This is a genomic window from Dysgonomonas sp. HDW5A (assembly GCF_011299555.1).
Classification (GTDB): Bacteria; Bacteroidota; Bacteroidia; order Bacteroidales; family Dysgonomonadaceae; genus Dysgonomonas_A.
Map to the genome: position 1 here is coordinate 2,971,548 of NZ_CP049857.1, position 21,233 is coordinate 2,992,780.

At 36.6% G+C, this 21,233-nt stretch carries 19 protein-coding genes; 9 read left to right on the forward strand and 10 right to left on the reverse strand.

The annotated features are described in order from the left end of the window. Positions 1–166: 166 nt before the first annotated feature. The 3 genes from G7050_RS12405 to G7050_RS12415 form a co-directional block, all read right to left on the reverse strand. Entirely contained in the window at positions 167–949 is a 783-nt protein-coding gene (locus G7050_RS12405; protein ID WP_166115823.1) for an NUDIX domain-containing protein, read from the reverse strand. Between the two features lie 337 nt (positions 950–1,286). Beyond that, entirely contained in the window at positions 1,287–3,602 is a 2,316-nt protein-coding gene (locus G7050_RS12410; protein ID WP_166115826.1) for a TonB-dependent receptor, read from the reverse strand. A gap of 134 nt (positions 3,603–3,736) precedes the next feature. Beyond that, a complete protein-coding gene (locus G7050_RS12415; protein ID WP_166115828.1) occupies positions 3,737–6,022 on the reverse strand; it encodes a carboxypeptidase-like regulatory domain-containing protein in 2,286 nt (761 codons plus the stop codon). A gap of 187 nt (positions 6,023–6,209) precedes the next feature. Between G7050_RS12415 and G7050_RS12420 the strand changes: the two genes are divergently transcribed. Then, positions 6,210–7,535, forward strand: a complete 1,326-nt coding sequence (locus G7050_RS12420) for a mechanosensitive ion channel family protein (protein WP_166115831.1) — start codon at positions 6,210–6,212, stop codon at positions 7,533–7,535. A 106-nt stretch (positions 7,536–7,641) separates the two neighbouring features. On the opposite strand, the gene G7050_RS12425 is transcribed toward G7050_RS12420, so the two are convergent. Further along, the gene (locus G7050_RS12425; RefSeq protein ID WP_255499132.1) at positions 7,642–8,865 is read right to left on the reverse strand and encodes a PBSX family phage terminase large subunit; all 1,224 of its coding nucleotides are present in this window, start codon (positions 8,863–8,865) and stop codon (positions 7,642–7,644) included. Between the two features lie 262 nt (positions 8,866–9,127). Between G7050_RS12425 and G7050_RS12430 the strand changes: the two genes are divergently transcribed. The 7 genes from G7050_RS12430 to G7050_RS12460 all read left to right on the forward strand — a co-directional run bounded on the left by G7050_RS12430 (position 9,128) and on the right by G7050_RS12460 (position 14,462). Further along, positions 9,128–10,072, forward strand: a complete 945-nt coding sequence (locus G7050_RS12430) for a diacylglycerol kinase family protein (protein ID WP_166115833.1) — start codon at positions 9,128–9,130, stop codon at positions 10,070–10,072. A 302-nt stretch (positions 10,073–10,374) separates the two neighbouring features. Next, positions 10,375–11,121 (forward strand): glycosyltransferase family 2 protein, encoded by a 747-nt coding sequence (locus G7050_RS12435; RefSeq protein WP_166115835.1) that lies wholly within the window; start codon positions 10,375–10,377, stop codon positions 11,119–11,121. 20 nt (positions 11,122–11,141) lie between these two features. Further along, entirely contained in the window at positions 11,142–12,488 is a 1,347-nt protein-coding gene (locus tag G7050_RS12440) for a hypothetical protein (RefSeq protein ID WP_166115837.1), read from the forward strand. A gap of 44 nt (positions 12,489–12,532) precedes the next feature. Next, positions 12,533–12,997: a hypothetical protein gene (locus G7050_RS12445; RefSeq protein WP_166115839.1), complete on the forward strand. Its 465-nt coding sequence runs from the start codon at positions 12,533–12,535 to the stop codon at positions 12,995–12,997. 261 nt (positions 12,998–13,258) lie between these two features. Continuing rightward, complete coding sequence (locus tag G7050_RS12450; protein ID WP_166115841.1) at positions 13,259–13,687, forward strand: NapC/NirT family cytochrome c; 429 nt, start codon at positions 13,259–13,261, stop codon at positions 13,685–13,687. Between the two features lie 16 nt (positions 13,688–13,703). Then, positions 13,704–13,991: a hypothetical protein gene (locus tag G7050_RS12455; RefSeq protein ID WP_166109440.1), complete on the forward strand. Its 288-nt coding sequence runs from the start codon at positions 13,704–13,706 to the stop codon at positions 13,989–13,991. A 126-nt stretch (positions 13,992–14,117) separates the two neighbouring features. Continuing rightward, positions 14,118–14,462: a hypothetical protein gene (locus G7050_RS12460; RefSeq protein WP_166115843.1), complete on the forward strand. Its 345-nt coding sequence runs from the start codon at positions 14,118–14,120 to the stop codon at positions 14,460–14,462. Positions 14,463–14,509: 47 nt separating this feature from the next. Here G7050_RS12460 and G7050_RS12465 read toward each other — a convergent pair whose 3' ends face one another. From G7050_RS12465 to G7050_RS12490, 6 genes are all read right to left on the reverse strand, one after another. Next, complete coding sequence (locus tag G7050_RS12465; protein ID WP_166115845.1) at positions 14,510–14,914, reverse strand: helix-turn-helix domain-containing protein; 405 nt, start codon at positions 14,912–14,914, stop codon at positions 14,510–14,512. Between the two features lie 91 nt (positions 14,915–15,005). After that, a complete protein-coding gene (locus G7050_RS12470; protein WP_166115847.1) occupies positions 15,006–16,436 on the reverse strand; it encodes an SIR2 family protein in 1,431 nt (476 codons plus the stop codon). Between the two features lie 135 nt (positions 16,437–16,571). Then, positions 16,572–17,087 carry a YegJ family protein gene (locus G7050_RS12475; RefSeq protein ID WP_166115849.1) on the reverse strand — a complete coding sequence of 172 codons (516 nt, stop codon included), beginning with the start codon at positions 17,085–17,087 and terminating at the stop codon, positions 16,572–16,574. A 213-nt stretch (positions 17,088–17,300) separates the two neighbouring features. Then, positions 17,301–19,106: a signal peptide peptidase SppA gene (sppA, locus tag G7050_RS12480; protein WP_166115851.1), complete on the reverse strand. Its 1,806-nt coding sequence runs from the start codon at positions 19,104–19,106 to the stop codon at positions 17,301–17,303. 8 nt (positions 19,107–19,114) lie between these two features. Next, on the reverse strand, positions 19,115–19,342 hold the full coding sequence (locus tag G7050_RS12485) for a helix-turn-helix transcriptional regulator (RefSeq protein WP_166115853.1): 228 nt from the start codon (positions 19,340–19,342) through the stop codon (positions 19,115–19,117). Positions 19,343–19,355: 13 nt separating this feature from the next. After that, on the reverse strand, positions 19,356–20,015 hold the full coding sequence (locus G7050_RS12490; protein WP_166115855.1) for a DUF2975 domain-containing protein: 660 nt from the start codon (positions 20,013–20,015) through the stop codon (positions 19,356–19,358). 508 nt (positions 20,016–20,523) lie between these two features. On the opposite strand from G7050_RS12490, the gene G7050_RS12495 reads away from it, so the two are divergent. Beyond that, positions 20,524–21,180: a porin family protein gene (locus G7050_RS12495; protein WP_166115857.1), complete on the forward strand. Its 657-nt coding sequence runs from the start codon at positions 20,524–20,526 to the stop codon at positions 21,178–21,180. The last annotated feature ends 53 nt before the right edge of the window (positions 21,181–21,233 follow it).

Genomic DNA, 21,233 nt, shown 5'->3' on the forward strand with positions numbered 1-21,233 from the left:
TAATTGAAGATTCATAATTATTGCAAAGATATACGTTTTTCTTACGCATTTGATTTAAAAATTAGAATAAGGTTAGATTTATTATAAAAAAACTGTACTGATTTTAAGGATTTCAGTACAGCTTCTATGTTTTAATGTAATTGTATAAGTGCTATGATGTTAGACCTTACCATTCGTTATAAGCAGTTCCGTTTTTAAGTGCAAAATTGTATTTTTCTTTATCGAAAGTAAATAAAGTGGCTGATTTTGACCCCCATTTTTTAGAAACTTCGTCTAATTTAAGAATAAAACCAGATGCGAGCATCTTACGTTGGAAATTGCGTCGATCTAACTTGCGATCGAGTATGGTCTCATAAATAACACGCAAATCGGACATGGTGAATTTCTCGGCTAAAAGCTCATATCCAATAGGAATAGTATTTATTTGAGAACGTATCGAATTTACAGCTTTTTCGATTATTTTGTTGTGATCGCCATACAATTCGGGTACTTCATTGATATGAAACCATTGTACCTCTTCCGAATCTGCCGCTTTAATTTTAAGTTTAGAGTATTCAACCAGAGCATAATAGCCAACGCTTACAAATCTTCTGAGCAGCCAATGCGGATCTTTTTCGGGGTGATTGGCATCGACGGTAAGTATATGTTTGTTGTCATCGGGATGAACCCTGCCTGTGTCTCCGAATAAATAAAATTGCTTAAGGTAAATTTCATTCAATCCGGTTCTTTTCGACAGAATACGATAAGCTGCGTCATTTACATTTTCATCCAGATATACAAACCCTCCGGGTAACATCCATTTTTGGTTACCATCAAATTTACTCAATAGTATTTTTAAAATTCCTTCATGAAATCCAAATATAATGCAATCTACAGATACACTTGGAAGGAAATTTTCAGCGTCTTTTTCCATTAAAGTCTTATAATTTTCAGCGTTTTTATTTGCCATATATGATTAAGTAATTGAACGTATTTAATATTATTTTTCAAAACCATAACAAGCTATAGTTGTTATACTTGCCAAAGCAATAAAAAGGTCTCATACCTTACAATATCTATTTATTCTCAAATTTAGACAGTCCAATTTAAATTACTCTATGTTTATGTTTTTTTAACAACAACCGGATGGGAGGTTTTTTGCTTTGTTGTTGAGTTTAGCCTTGTTTATGTATTTGTTAAATAGTTGGTTATCTCTATTGTGTTAAATGATGAGAATTGAAAGATCGGTATAACAAAAACTAGAATAATTGTTGTTATACCGACACTAAGAATTTGTTTGAATTTTATTATTTAGATCCGGACATAATTCCCGAATCGTTATCGGAATTGTTAAGCCTTTTGTCTCCACCTTTAAATTGTCGTCCGAAATTGACATTAAACGATGCCTTAACGAATATCAGTTGGGTAAGATTGGGAGTGTATATTTTCGATTGCGATGGAGCCAGTGCCGACCAGTTCTGATCGTTTCTCCTGTATGTACCGCCGAATGGATTGAAAGCTCCCAGAATAATCGAGTAGTTCTGCTTGTTGTACCCGAAGCTTATAGAATGTATGCGTTCTCCCGATTCAAGCGATTCGCCATAGAAGTAATCCCAAGGAGTATACATCGAGAAGTTGGCAACCCAGCTTTTATAATTTCCGTCTATCGACATACGCATATACTTATTGGTGTAGGTATGCCTGTAATCGCTGCCCTCGCTGATGTAGTGGTTTATTCCAGGAGTAAAGGCAATGGTCAGGCGGTCTTTAATCGGACGGAACCGAAGGGTAACTTCGGCACCCAATTGTTGGTGTGCTTTTTGATTTTCGTAAGTCCGTATAAATTTACCATCCTCAAAAAGAATCCTTTCGGCTACCGGTTTTCGCTGGTAATTGTATTGTAGAAATACATCAACACCAAACATCCCTTTATCGTATCCGGCAGTAATATTATTACTATATCCTTGCGACATCTTCAGATTGGGATTACCTCTGCGAATCTGTAACGAATCGATTTCCTGTTCCACTGCATTCAGATTGGCAAGCGATGGAGTGTTGCCCCAGATATTAATTTTGTAACGGATAAATGTTTTATCGTTGATATTATAAGTTACACGTGCCGAGGGACGGAAAGAGTAATTTTCTTCTCGGTCTTCACCCTGACTGTAATACGAACGTATGCCACCCACGCTTGCTACATAATTGAACTTGCCTTTCTGTATCTGATACTCGGCATACACATAAGTTTCGGCAAGATTCATGGCTACTTCGGCCGCCGTATTACCTGTATATTGATTTTTGGTAAATACCTGAGCGTGTTTTACACCTGTGGTGAATTTACCTTTTTCGGTTTTCTTTTCATAGATACCTTCCGATATAAGCGAATATTTATCTCCCGTAATATGAGACTGGATATCTGTAACGGGGTTTCCATCTCTCGATTCTTCATAAACACGGCTATTTTTAGAATCGATATACGTTCCCACCACATTTACAATTATCAGTTGATCTTTTTTGAGGTTGCGTTGAAAATAAATATCCAATGAAGGTATATTGGTCTTTTCAGACGAAAGATCCGAGATCGACAAGGGTACATTATTATCTGACGTTGTAATGGTACTCCTGCGGTTACTGTAAAGATTGGGAGAGTTGTTGTATGCATTTCTGAATACGACATTCAAAAAATATTTATCAGTTTCCATTAAACTATAATTCAAAGCCAGATTCAAATTGTTGTATTTGAATAGGGTAGGCTCACCCACTTCGTCGCGATGCAATGTTTTGTCCGGAAAATTAAAAGTTTCGCTGTTGCTTCTGGTCCACTTAAGTTTTCGGTGTCCCCAATAGGCATTCAAGCCGAATTCCGATTTTCGGTGGTTTACCTTCACTGCCAGATTATCTTCTGCAAAACCTACAGGACCTATTATATTCATAAAATCGCCATGTATATTTCCACCCGATTCTCTGCGACGTACAATGTAATCCAGTACAGCAGATGCACTACCGTAACGGGCTCCGGGGTCATCGTGATATTCGATACGGATTATATCTGCGGGAGTAATGGCTCGTATTTCTTCATTGGTGGTCAAAGCACCGTTGATACGAAGTTGAACCTCGCCTCTACCCGAAGTGGTGATGGCATTATCTATCGGGTTGATATTGATTCGGGGCAATTGAAGCTGTTGCAGCAAGTCAAGCCCATTGGTAGACGTTTTTATCTGCGATTCGGATGGGAATATCAGTTTACGATCTGCTTTGTCTATGACCGATTGTGCGGTAACTACTACGGCAGTCAGTGCTACAGATGATGGTTCGAGTGTAATATTGCCCAAATTACTGTCCGTTGTGGGACTCTTAACAGGTACATATGACGTTTCGTATCCCATATACGATACAGATACCAGATAATTGCCTGTCGGATTGATAATATCGAATAATCCGTTTGCATCGGAGTTCACACCTTTTACAAAAGTAGAGTCGGATTGAAGCAATGTAACATTCGCATATTCGATAGGGGAGGCATTGGTCTTATCGACCACTTTGCCCGATATTTTTATTTGTTGAGCCGACAATGTGTTTATTATTGCCAGAGATACTATCATAAGGTTTACAATCCGTTTCATGTTATCTTTATTTTATTTGTATATATGACGGTATAAGTGGCACTTTGGTTACTCAATTGTGGATGTTTTTTTATTTATATTATTTTTTTATTTCCGCTGTTAGAGGTAAACTATTTAGAATTATTCTTTTATGCTTAAATATCATTGTTGTCAATTTTTTTATTACCCGATTTATATTGCCTTCCAAAGTTTATATTGTAAGATATTTTGAGGTAAGGCATTTTACTGATCGAAGGGCTGGTGACGGTTGACGAGCCGGGGATGAATGCCGACCAAACTTCTTGCCCCGATTTCCACTCCTTTGTAAAGGGGTTTATTATACCTCCCGATATCGAAAAGCGATCAGTTTTGTATCCTGCACTGATATTTTGCCAAATCTCACCCAGATATAGTGTTTCTCCTTCGAAATATTGAAAACTGTTTGACAGGAATGCGTTGAATATCCATTTTTTGTAACTGGCATTTACTTCAGCATTGTAATACCAATGAGTAAATGTATGTGTGTAATTATTTCCTTTATTGATATAGCGAGCTATACCCGGTGTTATACTCATGGTCAGGTGGTCTGTTATGGGTTGTACCTGAATCCTTAATTCACTCATGAAATTATGGAATGCGATTTGATTGTTGTTCTGGTTAATAAATTTCCCATCCTCAAAAAAAATGTCGTTCGCTATATTGCCATCTACATAACGGTATCTCATCCACAGGTTTAAATCGATGATGCCCTTTTTATATCCTCCCCATAATGTGTTTTGATAAGTCATAAATGGTTTGAGGTTAGGATTTCCACGTCTTATTTGTAGCGAATCGATGTCTTGTTCCACATCGTTTAAGTCTCCTTCCGATGGTAACCTGTTGTATATAGTTCCGTTGTATTTCAAATAAGTACCCTCATTGATATTGTAGGTAACCCGCAGCACCGGACGAAAGATGTACTTTTCGGTTTTATTTTCCCCTGTGCTGTAATAGGTACGAGTACCACCTATACCGAGTGATGAATTGAATTTACCTTTTTTGATCTGGTATTCACCATATAGATACGTCTCAGACTGATTCATGTCTACCTGAGACTTGGTACTGCTGGCAAAAGTACTTTCGGTGTAAGCCTGAGTATGCCTTAATCCTGCCGAAATTTTGCTTGTGGCGAATGTCTTTTCATAAATACCTTCACCAACAAATGTATATTTCTTGCTTTTGTTGAGGTTGTGGATATTGGTGTAAAGTAAATCATTACGCCTTTCCTGAAATGTATAATCAGTTTTATTATAGGCATATTTCCCGATAACGTTTACTATAATTAATTGCTCATTTTTAAGGTTTCTCTCATAATATAAATCGAGTAAAGGAGCATTGGTTCTGTAAGAAGTCTGCTTGTAAACATTAACGGGAGTAGAGTTTCCCGAAGTGTATACACTGATTTCGTCGTCCCACGAATTAGGCGTATTTCTGTAATATTGACGAATAGCAGCATTGAAAAAGTATTTACCCGACTCTTGCAGGCTGTAATTGAGACTGTTGTTGATTCCCATTGTATTAAAAGGAATGGTTTCACCAATTCTGTTCTGCTGAATTTTTTTGTCAGGAAATACAAACGTTTGTTCGCTGTTTCGGGTAAAGTCGAGATTGCGGTACCATTGATTGCTGTTGAAACCGAATTCCGATTTTTTATGATTTACTTTTGCATTCAAAGAATTATTTCCAAATCCCGAAAAAGGATTGTTCATCAGTTCTGTATTTACACTTCCCCCTGAGTTTTTGCGTCTGGTAATAAAATCGAGTACAGCTTCAACATCTCCATAGCGAAGCCCGGGATTGTCGTGAAATTCGACCCTTATCACATCTTCGGGAAGAAGTGCCAACACTTCGGAGTAGGTGACTATAACTCCGTTTATCCTCAATTGTACTTCGCTGCCGTTGGAGGTTTTGACTACATTGTTTACTTGATCGATAATAAGACGTGGCAACATTAGATTCTGCAAAAGACTGATACCGCTGGTAGATGCTTTTAATTGTGCAGTACTGGGTAGTATAACATCCCTGTCTATCTTATGAATAATGGGATTGGCAGTTACCGTGATATCATTCAGTGCAATAGAGGCAGGATGCAAGGCTATATCGCTTACATTAATGTCTTTTTCTGATTTTTGCAATGGTAATATTTGGGTTTCATAGCCTAAATACGAAATGGAAAGAAGATGTTCCTCTTTAGAAACATCAGGAATAGAGAAGCGTCCGTCGTCGTTAGAATTGACTCCTTTAACGAAAGTTGAGTCTTGTTTTAGTAGAGATACGGTGGCAAATCCTATCGGGCTCGATTCTACTGCATCGATAATTTTACCTGATATTTTTATCTGTTGAGCTGACAATGTGCTTGTTATTATCAGCAGAAAGGTCAAAAGTGGTAATGTGTAACGCATAATATAGTCTTATTGTTTACTCAATAGACTCTATCGCGATGCTATTTGTTACACAAGGAGGGTGTGTAGTTCATTATTTTTCATTTTATCCATATATAAGTTTCTGATGACGAAACATTGTTTTGCTTATTGTATAAACTTATTGTAGCGATTGTTGTTCTTTATATATTACGTCAAAGTATTATATATGACTAACTTATTGTTTTTTATTCTTACACCCCTGGTTGTTTTGCCAATCGATGTAAGTAAAGTTGCCGATTCGTCTAAGTTTTGGCTTATTCAAGATCTTTATGATTCCTTATTGACTCTTGGCGTAAATGTTGGAGTGACAAACACTGTTGTCTTCGTCATTGTACTTTTAGTGCTGACTGCTGTTGTGTGGTTGTTAAATGTAGCAATGGGGCGTTTTTCGTTTCTATTTGTAAAAGATCAGAAGCTCGATGCTAAATCTAGGGTTATCACTATTCTGATGAAGCATGGCTTCTTTAAGCGTCTTTTTGTTCTTATTGCCATTGCTATTGTTGTATTTACTTGCCGTATTCTTTTTTCGGGCTTTTCGCTTGGCTTGGTTACCTTTGTGCTAGTCCTTTCACGTTCGGTTATGATTATCTGGATTTTATTAGTCCTATTTTCTCTTCTCGATGGATGGAATACCTTTTTTGAATTGCATCCTAAAACACAGCAAAAATCACTCAAAGGATACATACAGCTAATGAAAATTATAGCTGCCGTAATAGCTATTGTTTTTATTCTGGCAATAATAGTAGATAAAGAACCCTCTAACCTTATTCTTGGTTTTGGAGCTACGGCAGCCTTTATTACATTGATCTTTAAAGATACTATTCTTGGTTTTGTGGCCTCTATTCAATTATCGTTTCAGGATATGATCCGTCCGGATGATTGGATTGAAATGCCATCAAAGAATGCCGATGGTATTATTGTCGATATAAATCTGAGTTCGGTTAAGGTGCAAAACTGGGATAATTCGGTTACCATGATACCTATATATGCACTGGTTACCGATTCGTTTACTAATTGGCGTCGTATGGAGCTGGGACCGGGACGCCTTTTCGTTCGGTCTTTCAATGTGAATCTTAAGTCGGTTAAATTTGCCGATGAATCTCTTTTAGAATCCCTCTCCAAGCATTCTGTTACCGGTGGAAATTATATGGAGTTTTTAGCTTTGGCTCAAGTCAGTTCGCCGGATGCTTTACTTACAAATCTGGCATTGTTCAGAGCCCACCTTGAATTATTTCTGCGGAAACATCCACAGATTAATGATCAGTTGATGCTCTTTGTTCGATATCAGCACGCTATTTCGGGCGATGGCATCGGTATTGAAATTTATGCTTTTTCGAAACAGAAAGAAGCAGCCGGCTATGATACCATTCACCGCACTGTGATGGAATATGTAATAGCGAGTGCTTCACTTTTCGAAATTCTTCTTTTTCAATCTCCCTCAGGCGAAGATTTACAACGGATTACAAAGAGTAGAAGCGAAAGCCTAAACTAACAGTGGCAAATTTTTGGTTTATTCCACGCTTTACAACTGGCAGATAATATAATGATCGCTTAAGTGTATATAAAAAAGTCGGAGAAGTAATAATCTCCGACTTTTTCTATTTTCCTATATAATAGTCAAAGTCTCCTTTTTGTCCCAACTGATTAAGTGCTACATAGCGTTGAGCATCAATAGAATGATTAAACCGATCAATCGGTATATTGCTTGGGTTGCCGAATTCATCCGTGGTCCAGCGATAATTTTTGTATTCATTGATGAGGTTCGAACTTCTTTGGCTTATGTGTTTAGCGTAGCGATTCAATATGGCTAGTCCGGTGAGAATACTGTCCTTACCCTTATGAGCAGCTTCTATTTTCCATCCGCAATTACGTATTTCACGAATCGATTTAGGTTCGGCACTATCGGCTATAATTATAGTCTCTCGGGGTATATGGCATTCCTCAAGATGCTTAGCTATCATCAGATTGTCAAAGCCCCGTTCATAAAGCAACTCATCTATCCAAAGTTCGCCTTCAGATAAGCGAATGTCTATTATAGCCGTCGGGTCGTTTGTAAAGCCAAAGTCGATACCTATCCATCGTTTTTTGTAGGATGAAGGCAGGGTGGTAACCACATCCCAGTTTTGTATAATCAATCCTACCTTCGAGCCTGTTTTCCCTAAACCGTACACCTGCCACCATTCGGTGTCGTTTTTACTCGATTCTATCTCCTTTACCTGTGCAGGCGAAAGGTATTCATTATCAAGATAGGTGGAATGAATTAGAACGGCTTCTTCACGGGGAAGGACTTTTTCGTCCACCCAAAATTCATAGCATGGATTGTAATCGAGAAAAATAGTTTCGGTAGTTCTGATTGCCAGTTGGCGATAAGTTTCATAAGGGATATTGATACATTCGTTGATGTAGAGAATATCCCGTGCCGGTCCGTGTACCTTTCCGGGTTGATCGGCAGAGAAAAATTCTATATACGAATTATTAACCTGATATATTTTATCAGTAGCATTCCAATCTTTAGGATTCCACTTTCCATCCGAGCGAAGCATGTTTTCGAAATCACGCATACATCCTTTTTTGAGGTGAGGCATCGATTCGGATACTATGGATATCAGTCGTGATTTTTTAGATAGTACTGCTATACTATAAAGTAATTGCAAGGTGCTCCAGGTTTTGGAAGAACGGGTTGATCCCTTGTTGACGATCACTCGTAAGTCTTGATTATAAGCTTCGAGGTTACGGCTAAATACAGAAGTTGCTTTCACTGTGGCTTTTGTATATAGATAAAAAAGCACGAACATTGCTGTCCGTGCTTTTTGTTTAAACATTACAAGAATTTAAGTGCTAGTATTAATTGTTTCTATAAGATAGGGTTGTTTATCAAAATTTTCAGGCTTTGATATTTGGTCTTTGCTTTGATAGATAGTGTATTATCCGATGGTTTGTTCTTTTGTCTTTAGCGAAATTTATCTATTTATTATCCGCTTTATTGTATGTTAAGATAGAGTTTAGGATATCAATCAATATTTTCCGTATTTTTGCCCATTGTGTAGAATTTAATCAGAGCCAACTAACAATTCTTATAAAAGAATGAAACGAAAAAAAAAGACGATTTATGTTATAATAAATCCAGTATCGGGAACGAAATCTAAGAAAGGATTGCCGGAAAAAACAATGACTATTGATCCCCATGATTTCGATGTTCATATGTTTATGACAGGCTATGAAGGGCATGCCTCTCAGATAGCTAAGGATGCCGTAGACAAAAATGTGGATTATGTTATTGCTGTAGGAGGTGATGGAACTATCAATGAAGTGGCCAGAATGTTGGTTGGTACAGATATCATATTTGGAATCATACCCAGTGGTTCAGGTAATGGATTGGCTCGCGATCTGCACATTCCGATGAATCACCAGAAAGCAATTGAAATAATTAAGGAAAATAACGTAAAGAAAATCGATTACGGAATTGCTAATGACAATATTTTCTTTTGTACGTGTGGAGTAGGGTTTGATGCTCAGGTAAGCGAAAAGGTTTTGAATCAGTCGAGCCGTGGAAAGCTGATGTATGCCAAGAGTATGATTGATGTTTTCTATAATTTCAAACCTGAAAAATATAAGGTAACTAGCGACGATCAGGTCTTTGAGGATGAAGCATTTTTGGTGACCTGTGCTAATGCGTCTCAATACGGGAATGACAGTTTTATAGCCCCTCATGCCGATATTCAGGATGGTAAGATGAATATTGCTATTCTTAAACCATTGTCAGTTTTGAATGCTACTCAGACAGCTATTCAGTTGATGTCGAAAAATATTGGAAATAATTCAAAACTAGTCGAAATGATTACTTCCGAAGTTTTGATTGAAAGAGAAAGAGAAGGAGTAATGCATTTGGATGGAAATGCAATACAGACCGGTAAAGATATTTCTGTGAGAATTATAAATAAAGGCTTAAATGTCCTAGTACCTAAAGAAGTCCCCAAATCGGGATTTGATGGACAAGCTTTTTTGACAAATATAACTCGCTGGATATAAAATATCCAAAGGCAGTAAGTAGGCTTTATTGCTATAAAGTTGAAAAGTTAAATGACTTATTGGAGTATTAGCTAAAACGAATATCCGTGTATTTGCTAAACAGTTTGATCCATTTATAGTTATCTTCGTTTTATTTGTCTGCCCTAACAAAGGAATAAGTGTTTATTAATTTGTTAAAATGTGGGGTGCTGGACTTTTTTTGTTATTTTTGTATTTTGTAATTATCTTTTAGCTTGCCTTCTTAACATTTGGCGGCTCTGGATATTTTGTGAGAGACTCTGTAATAATAAAAAAACAGTATAATGATTTCAGATAAAAAAGTTGTAGTGGTCCTTCCCGCATACAAAGCAGCAAAAACTTTGCCTCAGACCTACCACGAGATTCCTTTTGATATTGTAGATGAGGTTATTCTGGTTGATGATAATAGCCCGGATGATACTATTGCAGTAGCTAAAAGTCTTGGAATTGCTCATATCATAAAACACGATAAAAATAAGGGATATGGTGGAAACCAAAAGACCTGCTACAATAAAGCTCTGGAATTAGGTGCCGATATTGTTGTGATGTTACATCCTGATTATCAATATACACCTAAGCTTATTCAGTCTATGTGTTATTTGATTGCCAATGATGTATATCCTGTTGTTATTGGTTCCCGAATACTTGGAAAAGGTGCTTTGAAGGGAGGAATGCCTCTGTATAAATATGTGGCAAACCGTTTTCTTACATTTTCTCAGAACTTGCTGATGGGGCAGAAGTTATCCGAATACCATACAGGATATAGAGCTTATAGTGGCGAGGTTTTAAGAAGCATCAATTACAATATAAACTCCGACGATTTTATTTTTGATAATCAATTTATTGCTCAGATTTTCAAAAAAGGATATGAGATTGCAGAAATAACTTGTCCTACGAAATACTTTGAAGAAGCATCATCAATTAATTTTGTAAGAAGTTCGAAATATGGACTTGGGGTTTTAAAAGTATCACTATTGTACTTTTTACATCGATATACTCCTGTTAAATATAGAATCTTAGACAAATCATAAAGAGATAATACTTAACATATATGTTTGTAACGAAAACGTCAATACTAACTAAACAGAATGTTTTTTTAGTTATTTGTTTTTCAGTTCTTTTCCTTGGATTTTACAGTAACTTTTGGGGTTCGGCTCGAAAGGAAGCCTTTGGTGGATTTGATGAGTACTCCGAATGTCTGGCTATAGGACGAATAGCCAGATCCGAAAAAGAAGGCGTTTTTTCTCACGGAGCTTTACCCGGAGTAAATTATGATGCTTCGGTAGTACCTGCCAATGCTGATATATGGTTTGAAGTTTACTTGGAACAAAGACCTGACTATGTGACTGATAATATCCCCGATAGTTACGATGTTTATAAAAGTCAAACAGGAGGGCAGTTTATATTATATAGTATTATACAACAGGTGTTACCCTTTAGTAATGGTTTGAAGCTGCAAATATTTCATTGCATAAATGCAATTCTATCAGCACTATGTTTCACCTTATTGCTAGGATGGGTATTCCGTAATTTTGGACTCATAACAGGCATCATTACCTTGGTTTTGATAACGATGTCGAGTTGGCTTACTTTTTTTGGAAATAGTTTATGGTGGGGACTTTGGGCTTCTTATATTCCTTTTATCACCATGCTTCTGGTACTCGAATATAATCATAGGACTAAAAAGTTAAGTTCGAAGAAGATATTACTTTATCTGTTTCTGTCGGTGTTTGCAAAATGCGTTTTTAATGGGTATGAATTTATTTCGACGGCTCTTGTTTCGGCAATGTGTCCCATTATATTTTATGCATTTCTCGAAAAACAAAAGATACGTCCGTTTATATCTTATTTCATGAAAGCAAGTTTAACAGCTATTATTGCAGTACTTGCACAAATGACCATACTGATAACACAAATTAGGGCTGTAACCGGCAGTTTTGCTGCAGGTATTGACTATATAATAACATCTTATACCCGAAGGTCTTTTAGTGCAGAGGACGATTTTGCACATTATCCTTATTCGTTTATTCTAAAAAAATATATGAAAGGAGATGTCTTTCAGTGGGATTTTCTGGCACGCGATTCTCATGCTTTTTATTTTGCCTATTTAATTCTTATTATAGCCATTTTAGGTGTGGTAGTGTATTATTTAAATCGAAATTCGGATCAATTCCGCAAGCGTTTAAATTTGGCATTGCTCGTAACTACACTTATATCTTTAATAGCACCTTTATCGTGGTTTATCGTATTTAAACAACATTCGGCTAACCATTTTCATCTTGACTATATTGTCTGGTATATGCCATTTCTATTATTCGGCTTTGTTATCATAGGAGAAGGCATATCTTTGTTATTGAACAAACTAGGCATTTATAAAAGAAACCTGATTACTGAGTAAGAACAAACATCTATCTGTCAATTAATTAATAAAGTAGTCTTTTTATGCGTTTCTTCTTGTTTAGCCTTCTATTTATAGTGTATCTGCCTGTAAAATCTCAGGAGGCAACCGATTCTTCCATGCTGATTAAGATTAATGATGCTCTTAATTTTTATGATTTTGAGCAAATGAGAAGCTTCATCTTTAAGAATGGAGATCGGCAGACTTACTGTCCTAATTATACAGATAATCCGCATTATGTGATGAAGGATATGAATCTTGAAATATATCTGAATCCGTCTATCGGTGATGAGTCTAAACACAAAGAATTTGATTACACTATTATGTATATTGTTTCGAGAGGAGACGAAACTCCATTTAATTACTACCTTTATTTGACCGATCGCAGAGATGTTTATCTCTATGATTACAACAAATATCTGTCAGAAGAATCGGTTCGAAAGAAAGTTCTCGAAAAACTAGATTCTATACTTCTCGCAATGAAAAAAGAGATGAAACTTGTAAATTGAATCGTTAAATCTTCTCTTTTTTTCTATGTTATGTAATATTTGTTACATTTTTCAGGTTGTTTTCATGTCCTGAGTAAAGTGTCTATCTATTAATTATTTATGATGTGTTTGATTCTGTTTATGTTTGATAAATAGAATATTAGATTTACCTATATATAAATGCGTATAAGATACGTTTATTAGCACATTCACTTATATGCACTAGAGATGCTCAACTGTTAACCATCAAGAAAATTTTACACATACTGCCTATACAATATTATGACACCTTATTATGCAACATGGCAACACAGTGTGCATGCTCAATGGGCAACTTGTAATGATTGTCATATACCTCATGACAATGTTTTGGAGAAATATGCATTTAAAGCCAAAGATGGTTTGTATCATGCAGCCGTGTTTACGCTTCGAAAAGAGCCTATAGCGATACGTCCCCGTGAAGAAAGTTACAGGGTTATTATGGATAACTGCATAAGATGTCATACCGATCTCAATACAGCAATGGTAAAGACCGGACTGCAATGTTATAAAGATGTTCAGGACGGAAATGCAAAGGCGTGCTGGGATTGTCTCCGTGATGTTGTGCATGGTACCATGAGTAGTATTGTATCTGCCCCTAATGCTTTGGTTCCCTTAACAAAGTCTCCTGTACCCGAATGGTTGAAAAAACAAATGAAGAAAAATAACTAAAAAACTATATAAAGCCATGCTACGAAAATTATCAGAAGCTATAAGAAAGAAACCGATTATAGGATGGGGTTTATTCCTTGCTGTAATGGTTGGGGGTTTCTTGTTGGGATTATTGGCGGCATATATAACCGAGCGTCGTGCAGAAATCGAACTAAAGGTCTCAAACCTTTTTATATATAATAATGAAAGTCGGGTTCAAAATCCGGCTTTCTTTTGTTTAAAAATAAAGATTTGCAGGGAAGGGGCGTATTGCATCCGACTGTTTCTTTTATCTGTGGGCGTATGTTATACAGCCATACAATAAATAAGAAAATATATGATCGACTGCTGCCCGATAATATACATAACCCATCCGATATTTTATAAGTAAAACCGATAGGTTTTAAAGAGGGTGTTTTGTTGTTTTGTCGTAAAATAAAATACACAAATTATGACTTCACAAACAAATAAAGACGCACACCATAACCGTCCTATTGATTCTATTTTTGAAAATGTGCGGCAGTGGATGACCGATGAAGAGGTTAAGTATTTTTCGGTAAAAGAAAATCATTTTGGCATTCTTTTGAGTCTCATTTTGATGAGGCACAAAGCAATTCGTAAACACATCAAATCTTTGGCAGAGATAGCCGATGCCGAATGGGAAGAACGTCTTTTGCGGATTGATGAAAGTATACAGGTTTATCATTTCTTCTATCAATCGTTTCTTTGTCAATTAAGTGATGATCACAAGAGGTATGGGCAGATATTTAATATGCTGCTTAAAAAGCTGAAATAAAAAAGTCAGGTTTTATGCCTGACTTTCTTTACTATATTGTTGTTGTATTATTTTCTTTCTTTTAATACTTCGTGCAGTAGCGAGATAGTTTCTTCTTTTTCTTTCAACATACGTTCATAAAGAGCGTTCTTTTCTTCGTAAAGTTCCACAATTTTGTCTAGAGGGTTGAAGGTTGGGCTATAATTAACTATAGATTGATTATCATGAGCATTTATAATATTTATTGCTGTACTTTCGCCTATTTCGGTAATTGCTTCCACAGGAATATCCAGAGCTTTTGCTACTTTTTCTAAAATCTCGATATCTAGTTTCTCCTTTTTTTCGTAGCTCGACAGTGTGGCTTGCGAAACACCAATCTGATCTGCCAGAACATCTTGTTTAACGTTTCTCCATTCTCTCCAGCGTCTTACGTTCGCTCCGTGATTGTTTCCTTTTATTGTGGTTGCTTCCATCTATATATTGTGTATAAGTAAATGATTCTTTGAATGCTATATGCTATTGCAAAAATAGGAAAATTAATTTAGTAATAGTATATATGGTTTATCATTTCGATTTTGTCTCTTTTCCTTCTTTTTCTTTGTATTCTTTTATGAGTGCGATAAAATCGGGGTCGTTTCGGAGAGAGCCCCAATCATCAAAACGTATCATACCCATTGCATATCTAGGATTAGTTTCAAGGCTTTTTCTGAGGTAAGTTAGAGAGCTCGTTTTTTCGTCTAATAGTGAATAGAAATATGCTTTTTGGTAATAAATGGGATTACTAATACTCAAATTTTCTGCAATATTACATTTTTCTATTGCTGTGTTTGGGTCTTTTTCTAAATAGAAGCTCCATTGATAATATAAATCTGCCAAAATTTCATTTAATTCTTTATCATTTATTTCTTCAACTTCTTTTCTTATCTCTTCTATTCTTTGTGCGTCATTTTCAAAGGCTTCCAAATTAGTATTTTCTGTCGTATATTTTATAATCTCCTTCTTCAGTAAGTCTATATCTTTTTTCCTTTTAGTATATCCTTTAGGGGTGATACCTTCTTCATACCGTTTAGTCGCATCATTTATTTGTCGTTTTACAATCTCAAGACGTTCTTTTATATTTTTGTGTTCGTCACTGATGTCTACAATCGAATTAATTGTATTCTTTAGAGAAGTAAACGGGGTATCAAGAATATCAGGAGTTTTTAAACCCACTTCACTATGTAATTTTAGCATAAAAGAATCGGCATCGTATCCTTTTACAATGTATGAGTGGCTATTGTCTTGCTCTAACAGTCTTTCTTTTACCCTGTCTATAGGGTCATTATCTTTATAAGTCACCCAGTACAGGTCGTTGGTAAAACTTCCCAAGTCGGCTATATGATCGAGTACCTTATCTTCTCCACTATAACCGAGTACTATCCAAGTGCGGCGGTCGGCTATCTTGTTGAGGAAGGGTGAGCATATTTTCGATATTTTCTTTAACTCGGTATCCGTATTCAGCATCCATAGCCCACGATGCGTACCATGCAGATAGGTAACCGATTGCTTTTCGATGCGGTCGGTAGTCAGGTCTTTCAATATCGAGAGGTCATAAGTCGGCGGAAACATGTTGTACATTGCCATGGCACGCAATATCAAGTTGTCGAAGTTTACAGTCAGCACATAATCAATATACCCTTCTTTAATGAGGTGAGCCAGATAAATATAGCCAACGTTTACCTTAGCTTCGTCTATGTAATGATTTAGTAAGGCGTTACGCTCGGCAGTGGTAAGGCAAGCCATTAAATTGGTGTACGTTTTATCTTCCTTGCTGAGTTTTTTTATTTTGGGATTGTCCTTATACTTGGCGAGTATTTCTTTTGCAATCTCTCCTGCCGATGGTATACCTCCCGTAACAGACATGCCTGCTCCTATAAATACAATGGGTTTGTTGTATTGTTTATCCTTAGCTTCTTTTAGCAGATGTGCAATATAGTCTACCTGTCCCTCTGTCATTGTGCGTTTTATGGTATAAAGTTAATTGGTTACCCAAAGTTAAGAAACAATATTTATATTTCGGTACTAAAAAAGGCTGTAATTATAAGGTAATCACTTATAATTACAACCTTTAGGTTTATGTAAATTGATATTTTATTCGGAGAGAGGGGCAAATTCATAACCGCTTTCTCGTAGAAAAGCAGCTTTTTCGTTATCGCTCATTCTATCTACAAAAACACGTACAGTATATCCTCCGTAAGTCAGGTTAGAGCTATTCTCGAAATAAGTCCAGTCACTGATACGATCTTTATCAACTGTAACAGTATCTCCATATTGCACCTTGGTGTCGTACTGAGGATCGTTTACAAGTACGCCTGTAAAGTTAGTTCCATCGTAAGTAAGCTCGCTTACCCACATATGCTCTACACCACCGTCTTTGGTCGGAAATCCTTCTTTAATGGAGAAATAAGAATATGCATTGGTTTCTTGATTTTCTATAAATGCTTTTTCGAACTGTCCGAAGGCAAACCTTGCTTTGTTGATTGCCGTATTTATTTCGTTATCGTTTTCTGTCACCAAAATAACAGGATCGTCGTTTTTGCTTTTATTATTGCAGCTTATAAGACTTAATGTGATGAGGCTGAAAAGGATTAGAATGTTTTTGTTCATAACCTGAAATTGTTGAAATGATGTTAATAAAGTGATGTTTGTATGTTAATAACCGGCTAAAACCTGTTAATAACCTGCTGCAAAAATAATAAGAATTGTTGATAACTATCTGTCGGAGGCTGATAATAAGGCAAAAAAAGAACCGGATATAAAATCCGGCTCTTCTCCGATTGAAAGAATATTACTATTAATTGAGTAAAAAATAGTTTGTGTTTAGTAGCTGATACGATCAGGCATCATTGCCATTTGCATATCAAAAGATTGAATATGTTGTTTCATTATATTCTGCTCGAAATTCTTTTCACCGATGAAAATTTTCAAAGCCTGTATCTTGGTATTACTGAACGAATCTTCGAATATTTGTGCAAACAAGTCTTTCTTAGCCGGATATTTAGCTATGCTGTAATCGGTTACTTTGGCTTGTTCGGCTGCAATTTTTATAGCATCTTCTAACCCTCCGATTTTGTCGACAAGACCCAGTTTAAGAGCTTGCGAACCTGTCCATACACGACCTTGTCCGATAGAATCTATTTCGGCTTTGGTTTTAGAACGTCCATCGGCACAACGGGTAATAAACAGGTCGTAACCCGATTCTATGTATTTTTGAAGTATGAGCGATTCTTCTTCGTTGAAGCTTCTCGAGAAACCTGCGAAAAGGAAAGGTATACCATAGGTTGTTCCTCCAAACGAACTGTGTTTGTTGGTATTTACTTCGTCAAAAGTAAGACCGATCTTTTTAGATAACTCTTCGCCTTCGGGGATAAGTCCGAAAATACCGATCGATCCTGTCAGGGTTGAAGGTTGAGCTACAATTATATTGGCGGCGCATGAGATGTAATATCCGCCCGAAGCAGCATAATCGCCCATCGATACGATAACCGGCTTTTTAGCCTTCAACTCTACTACCGCATTCCATATTTGCTCCGAAGCATAGGCACTTCCTCCGGGTGAGTTTACACGAAACACAACGGCTTTTACCTCGTCATCGTCTCTTAATTTTTGCAACTCTTTTACATACTTTTCGGCAGTAATAGAAGGTCCTCCTGCAAACAAACCGCCTTCGTCGCTATCCACAATAGCACCTTCGGCATACAGAATCGCTATTTTAGTTTTATTATCGCCTGTTTTAGCAGCTTTTACGCCTGTCATATTTTGTACGCTAGCCAAAGTCAGTTTCTTGTCGGCTTCTATATCTACAAGTGTTTTCAGATATGCTTCAACACCGGGATTGTACATAACGGTGTCTACCATATTGTATTTTACGATAGAATCGGCAGGCATAAATGTAAGGCATCTGTCGGCGTAGGTATTCAATTGATCTACAGAGATTTTTCGGCTGTCGGATATTCCTGCTAGCATATGAGACCAAATATCATTCAGATACGATGTGCGTTGCAAACGGTTGGCGTCACTCATCTTTTCCTGAATGTAAGGTTCAACTGCCGATTTGAATGTTCCTACTTTAAAAACCTGATACTTGATACCCAGTTTATCATTGAAGTTTTTAGTAAAGATCAGATTAGAGCTTATTCCTCTGAAATCGAATGATCCTCTGGGGTTCATAATTACCTTGTCGGCTACCGAAGCTATATAGTATGTGTTTTGCATGTAGCTGTCGGCATACGCTACGATAAATTTACCTGAGGTTTTGAAATCGAGTAAAGCGTTTCTGATAGGATCTATGTTAGCTAAACCGCCTGTTAAAGCTCCTGCTTTGATGTAAATACCTTTGATCTCGTCATTGTCTTTTGCCTTTTGAATAGCATCCAATATATCTTCGAGTCCGATAGTTTCGGGGTTGCCCATTAGTTTCGAAATCGGGTTGGAGTCGCTTCTCTCTGCTAAGTTTCCTTCGAGTTCGAGTTTCAATATGGTTTTGTCTTTCAGATTATATGTCTCCGAACTTCCCATTGCAGATATGATTCCGGCAAAGATGATGATGGATAAAACCATCAGGACAACTGAGCCGATTATAACGCCAAGTGTAGAGGCTAGTAAAGTCTTAAAAAAGCTTTTCATCTCGTTTTTTATATTTTAGTGGTTTCTGTATTTTCGTCTATATATTCGAGTATATCACCCGGTTGACAAGCCAGCTCTTTGCATATTGCTTCCAAGGTGCTAAATCGTATGGCTTTGGCTTTACCTGTCTTTAGAATAGATAGGTTGGCAGGAGTGATGTCAATCTTTTCCGACAAATCGTTAAGAGAGATCTTACGCTTGGCCATCATCACATCTAAATTTACTATAATAGGCATATCTTTATTTCGTTTAAATAGTGAGGTCTTGTTCTTCTTTCATTTGTCGCGATACTTTGAGTATTTCGGTCATCAGCAGGGTAACTAACCCCAGGAATAAAAGTCCGAAATCCGAAACATCAATCACTGCCCGATATTTTTCAAATGTCATTACATATTGGGCAACGAGATAATCCGAAAAATAAGCAAGTGAATCTATGAGGTAATAAATGATTAGTATATATCCTATGCGTTGTATTTTATGTATAACTTTCGGTTCCAGAATCTTTCCTTTTGTGGCAGATTTAATGACACTAAAGAAGAGAAATGGCAAGTATATGATTCCTGCCAAAAATACTACCGACAGTACAATGATAAAACCTCTGAATACTTTTATATAAACGGGTATATCTATGTTCGAATTTTCAATCCTTATTTTGAAATTATTGGCTTCGGCTCTTACTTCTTGTCCTGTGACCGAATTTGTAATTCTTTCGGGATAAGTGTGCAGGCCTTCTATCGGTAACACTCTTAAATGCAGTGTAAGCATGTACCATGGGGTGGTTGGCGAGCTTTCGCGACCTATTTTATATCCAGCCTTGAAGCTTTCTATTGTATCGGACAGGCTACATATAACTACTACCGAATATAATATGGATAGTATAATGCAATAGGTTTTAATTTTATTATTCATGATTTTTTAATTTTCGTGCTTTAAACTGCTTGGCTTATTAGGATAATACCTATCAGGCAGATTAATGTTTTCTTTATTCTTATAATGTTGCTCTGTGCATGTATCGAATTGTCCATTTTAGCTTTTACTAGTCTGTACAGTGTTAACGTAAGGGATAGGTATACAACTCCTAAAATAATTTTAGCCATTATATATCCTATTGAATAGGCATCTAGGCTGATTAACATATTTGTTGTCAATCTCTCTATTTTAGAATAATTGGTAAATACTATGCCACTAAAAAAAGCAATTAGTGTTGCATAAAATATGGCTATTATATTCATCTCAATGTGTATTGGTAAATGAAATTATTTATTGCAAAAGAATGTATATTTTTTGATATTCGCAAATTATTTATCGAAAAACGATAAATTTATATTGTTTATTGGTTTTTGTGTTCAGAACAATTAGTGCGGTTTTGTGGTTATATAGTATTGAAGATGACTCTTTTTAACTAAATAGACTTTATATGAAAACTCTTTTCAAACTAAGTACAATTGTCTTAATGTCTTTATTGGCATTTAATGTTTCAGCTCAGGAATTGCCAAAGCTAGGTATCGAAGCCGGTATTAATCTATCGAATTCTTCGTGGGATGCAGATCCTATGGATAAAAAAGCTCGTGTTGGCTTCCAGATAGGTATAACGGCGGATTATGCAATTACCGATGAATGGCATCTGCAATCGGGTTTGTCTTTCACAACCAAGGGTGCTAAAGTTGAAGGTCGCACAACGGATGGCGATATGATGTTTGACGGTAAGATAACAGTTAATCAATCGTATCTTCAATTGCCTATTTATGGAGCCTACAAAATAGAGGTAGTTCCGGGTACAAAGATTGTTTTCAATGCCGGACCATATCTGGCTTACGGTGTAGGTGGTCAGACCAAAGTGAGTGGTGACATTGCAATCTTCGATGAAATAGCAACTGGCGACGGAAATGTTGATACCTACGGCACGGATGGCTTCTTAAAGAGATTCGATTTTGGTCTGGGAGCCGGAGTTGGAGCCGAATTTGGAAACATAGTGGCTACTATAAGGTATGAGCTGGGATTAGTAAATATCGGTCAGGACGGTTTAGATTATAAGAACCGTAATGCTGCTCTAACATTAGGATATAGATTCTGATAAGAGGTCGGGTTCTTTCAAACCGCAATGCGAAATAAACATTGCGGTTTTTC

Excerpts from the sequence above, each read along its gene's own strand:
- G7050_RS12405 (WP_166115823.1), bottom strand. The coding sequence starts at position 949 with ATGGCAAATAAAAACGCTGAAAATTATAAGACTTTAATGGAAAAAGAC.
- G7050_RS12410 (WP_166115826.1), bottom strand. The coding sequence starts at position 3,602 with ATGAAACGGATTGTAAACCTTATGATAGTATCTCTGGCAATAATAAAC.
- G7050_RS12415 (WP_166115828.1), bottom strand. The coding sequence starts at position 6,022 with ATGCGTTACACATTACCACTTTTGACCTTTCTGCTGATAATAACAAGC.
- G7050_RS12420 (WP_166115831.1), top strand. The coding sequence starts at position 6,210 with ATGACTAACTTATTGTTTTTTATTCTTACACCCCTGGTTGTTTTGCCA.
- G7050_RS12425 (WP_255499132.1), bottom strand. The coding sequence starts at position 8,865 with ATGTTTAAACAAAAAGCACGGACAGCAATGTTCGTGCTTTTTTATCTA.
- G7050_RS12430 (WP_166115833.1), top strand. The coding sequence starts at position 9,128 with ATGAAACGAAAAAAAAAGACGATTTATGTTATAATAAATCCAGTATCG.
- G7050_RS12435 (WP_166115835.1), top strand. The coding sequence starts at position 10,375 with ATGATTTCAGATAAAAAAGTTGTAGTGGTCCTTCCCGCATACAAAGCA.
- G7050_RS12440 (WP_166115837.1), top strand. The coding sequence starts at position 11,142 with ATGTTTGTAACGAAAACGTCAATACTAACTAAACAGAATGTTTTTTTA.
- G7050_RS12445 (WP_166115839.1), top strand. The coding sequence starts at position 12,533 with ATGCGTTTCTTCTTGTTTAGCCTTCTATTTATAGTGTATCTGCCTGTA.
- G7050_RS12450 (WP_166115841.1), top strand. The coding sequence starts at position 13,259 with ATGACACCTTATTATGCAACATGGCAACACAGTGTGCATGCTCAATGG.
- G7050_RS12455 (WP_166109440.1), top strand. The coding sequence starts at position 13,704 with ATGCTACGAAAATTATCAGAAGCTATAAGAAAGAAACCGATTATAGGA.
- G7050_RS12460 (WP_166115843.1), top strand. The coding sequence starts at position 14,118 with ATGACTTCACAAACAAATAAAGACGCACACCATAACCGTCCTATTGAT.
- G7050_RS12465 (WP_166115845.1), bottom strand. The coding sequence starts at position 14,914 with ATGGAAGCAACCACAATAAAAGGAAACAATCACGGAGCGAACGTAAGA.
- G7050_RS12470 (WP_166115847.1), bottom strand. The coding sequence starts at position 16,436 with ATGACAGAGGGACAGGTAGACTATATTGCACATCTGCTAAAAGAAGCT.
- G7050_RS12475 (WP_166115849.1), bottom strand. The coding sequence starts at position 17,087 with ATGAACAAAAACATTCTAATCCTTTTCAGCCTCATCACATTAAGTCTT.
- sppA (WP_166115851.1), bottom strand. The coding sequence starts at position 19,106 with ATGAAAAGCTTTTTTAAGACTTTACTAGCCTCTACACTTGGCGTTATA.
- G7050_RS12485 (WP_166115853.1), bottom strand. The coding sequence starts at position 19,342 with ATGCCTATTATAGTAAATTTAGATGTGATGATGGCCAAGCGTAAGATC.
- G7050_RS12490 (WP_166115855.1), bottom strand. The coding sequence starts at position 20,015 with ATGAATAATAAAATTAAAACCTATTGCATTATACTATCCATATTATAT.
- G7050_RS12495 (WP_166115857.1), top strand. The coding sequence starts at position 20,524 with ATGAAAACTCTTTTCAAACTAAGTACAATTGTCTTAATGTCTTTATTG.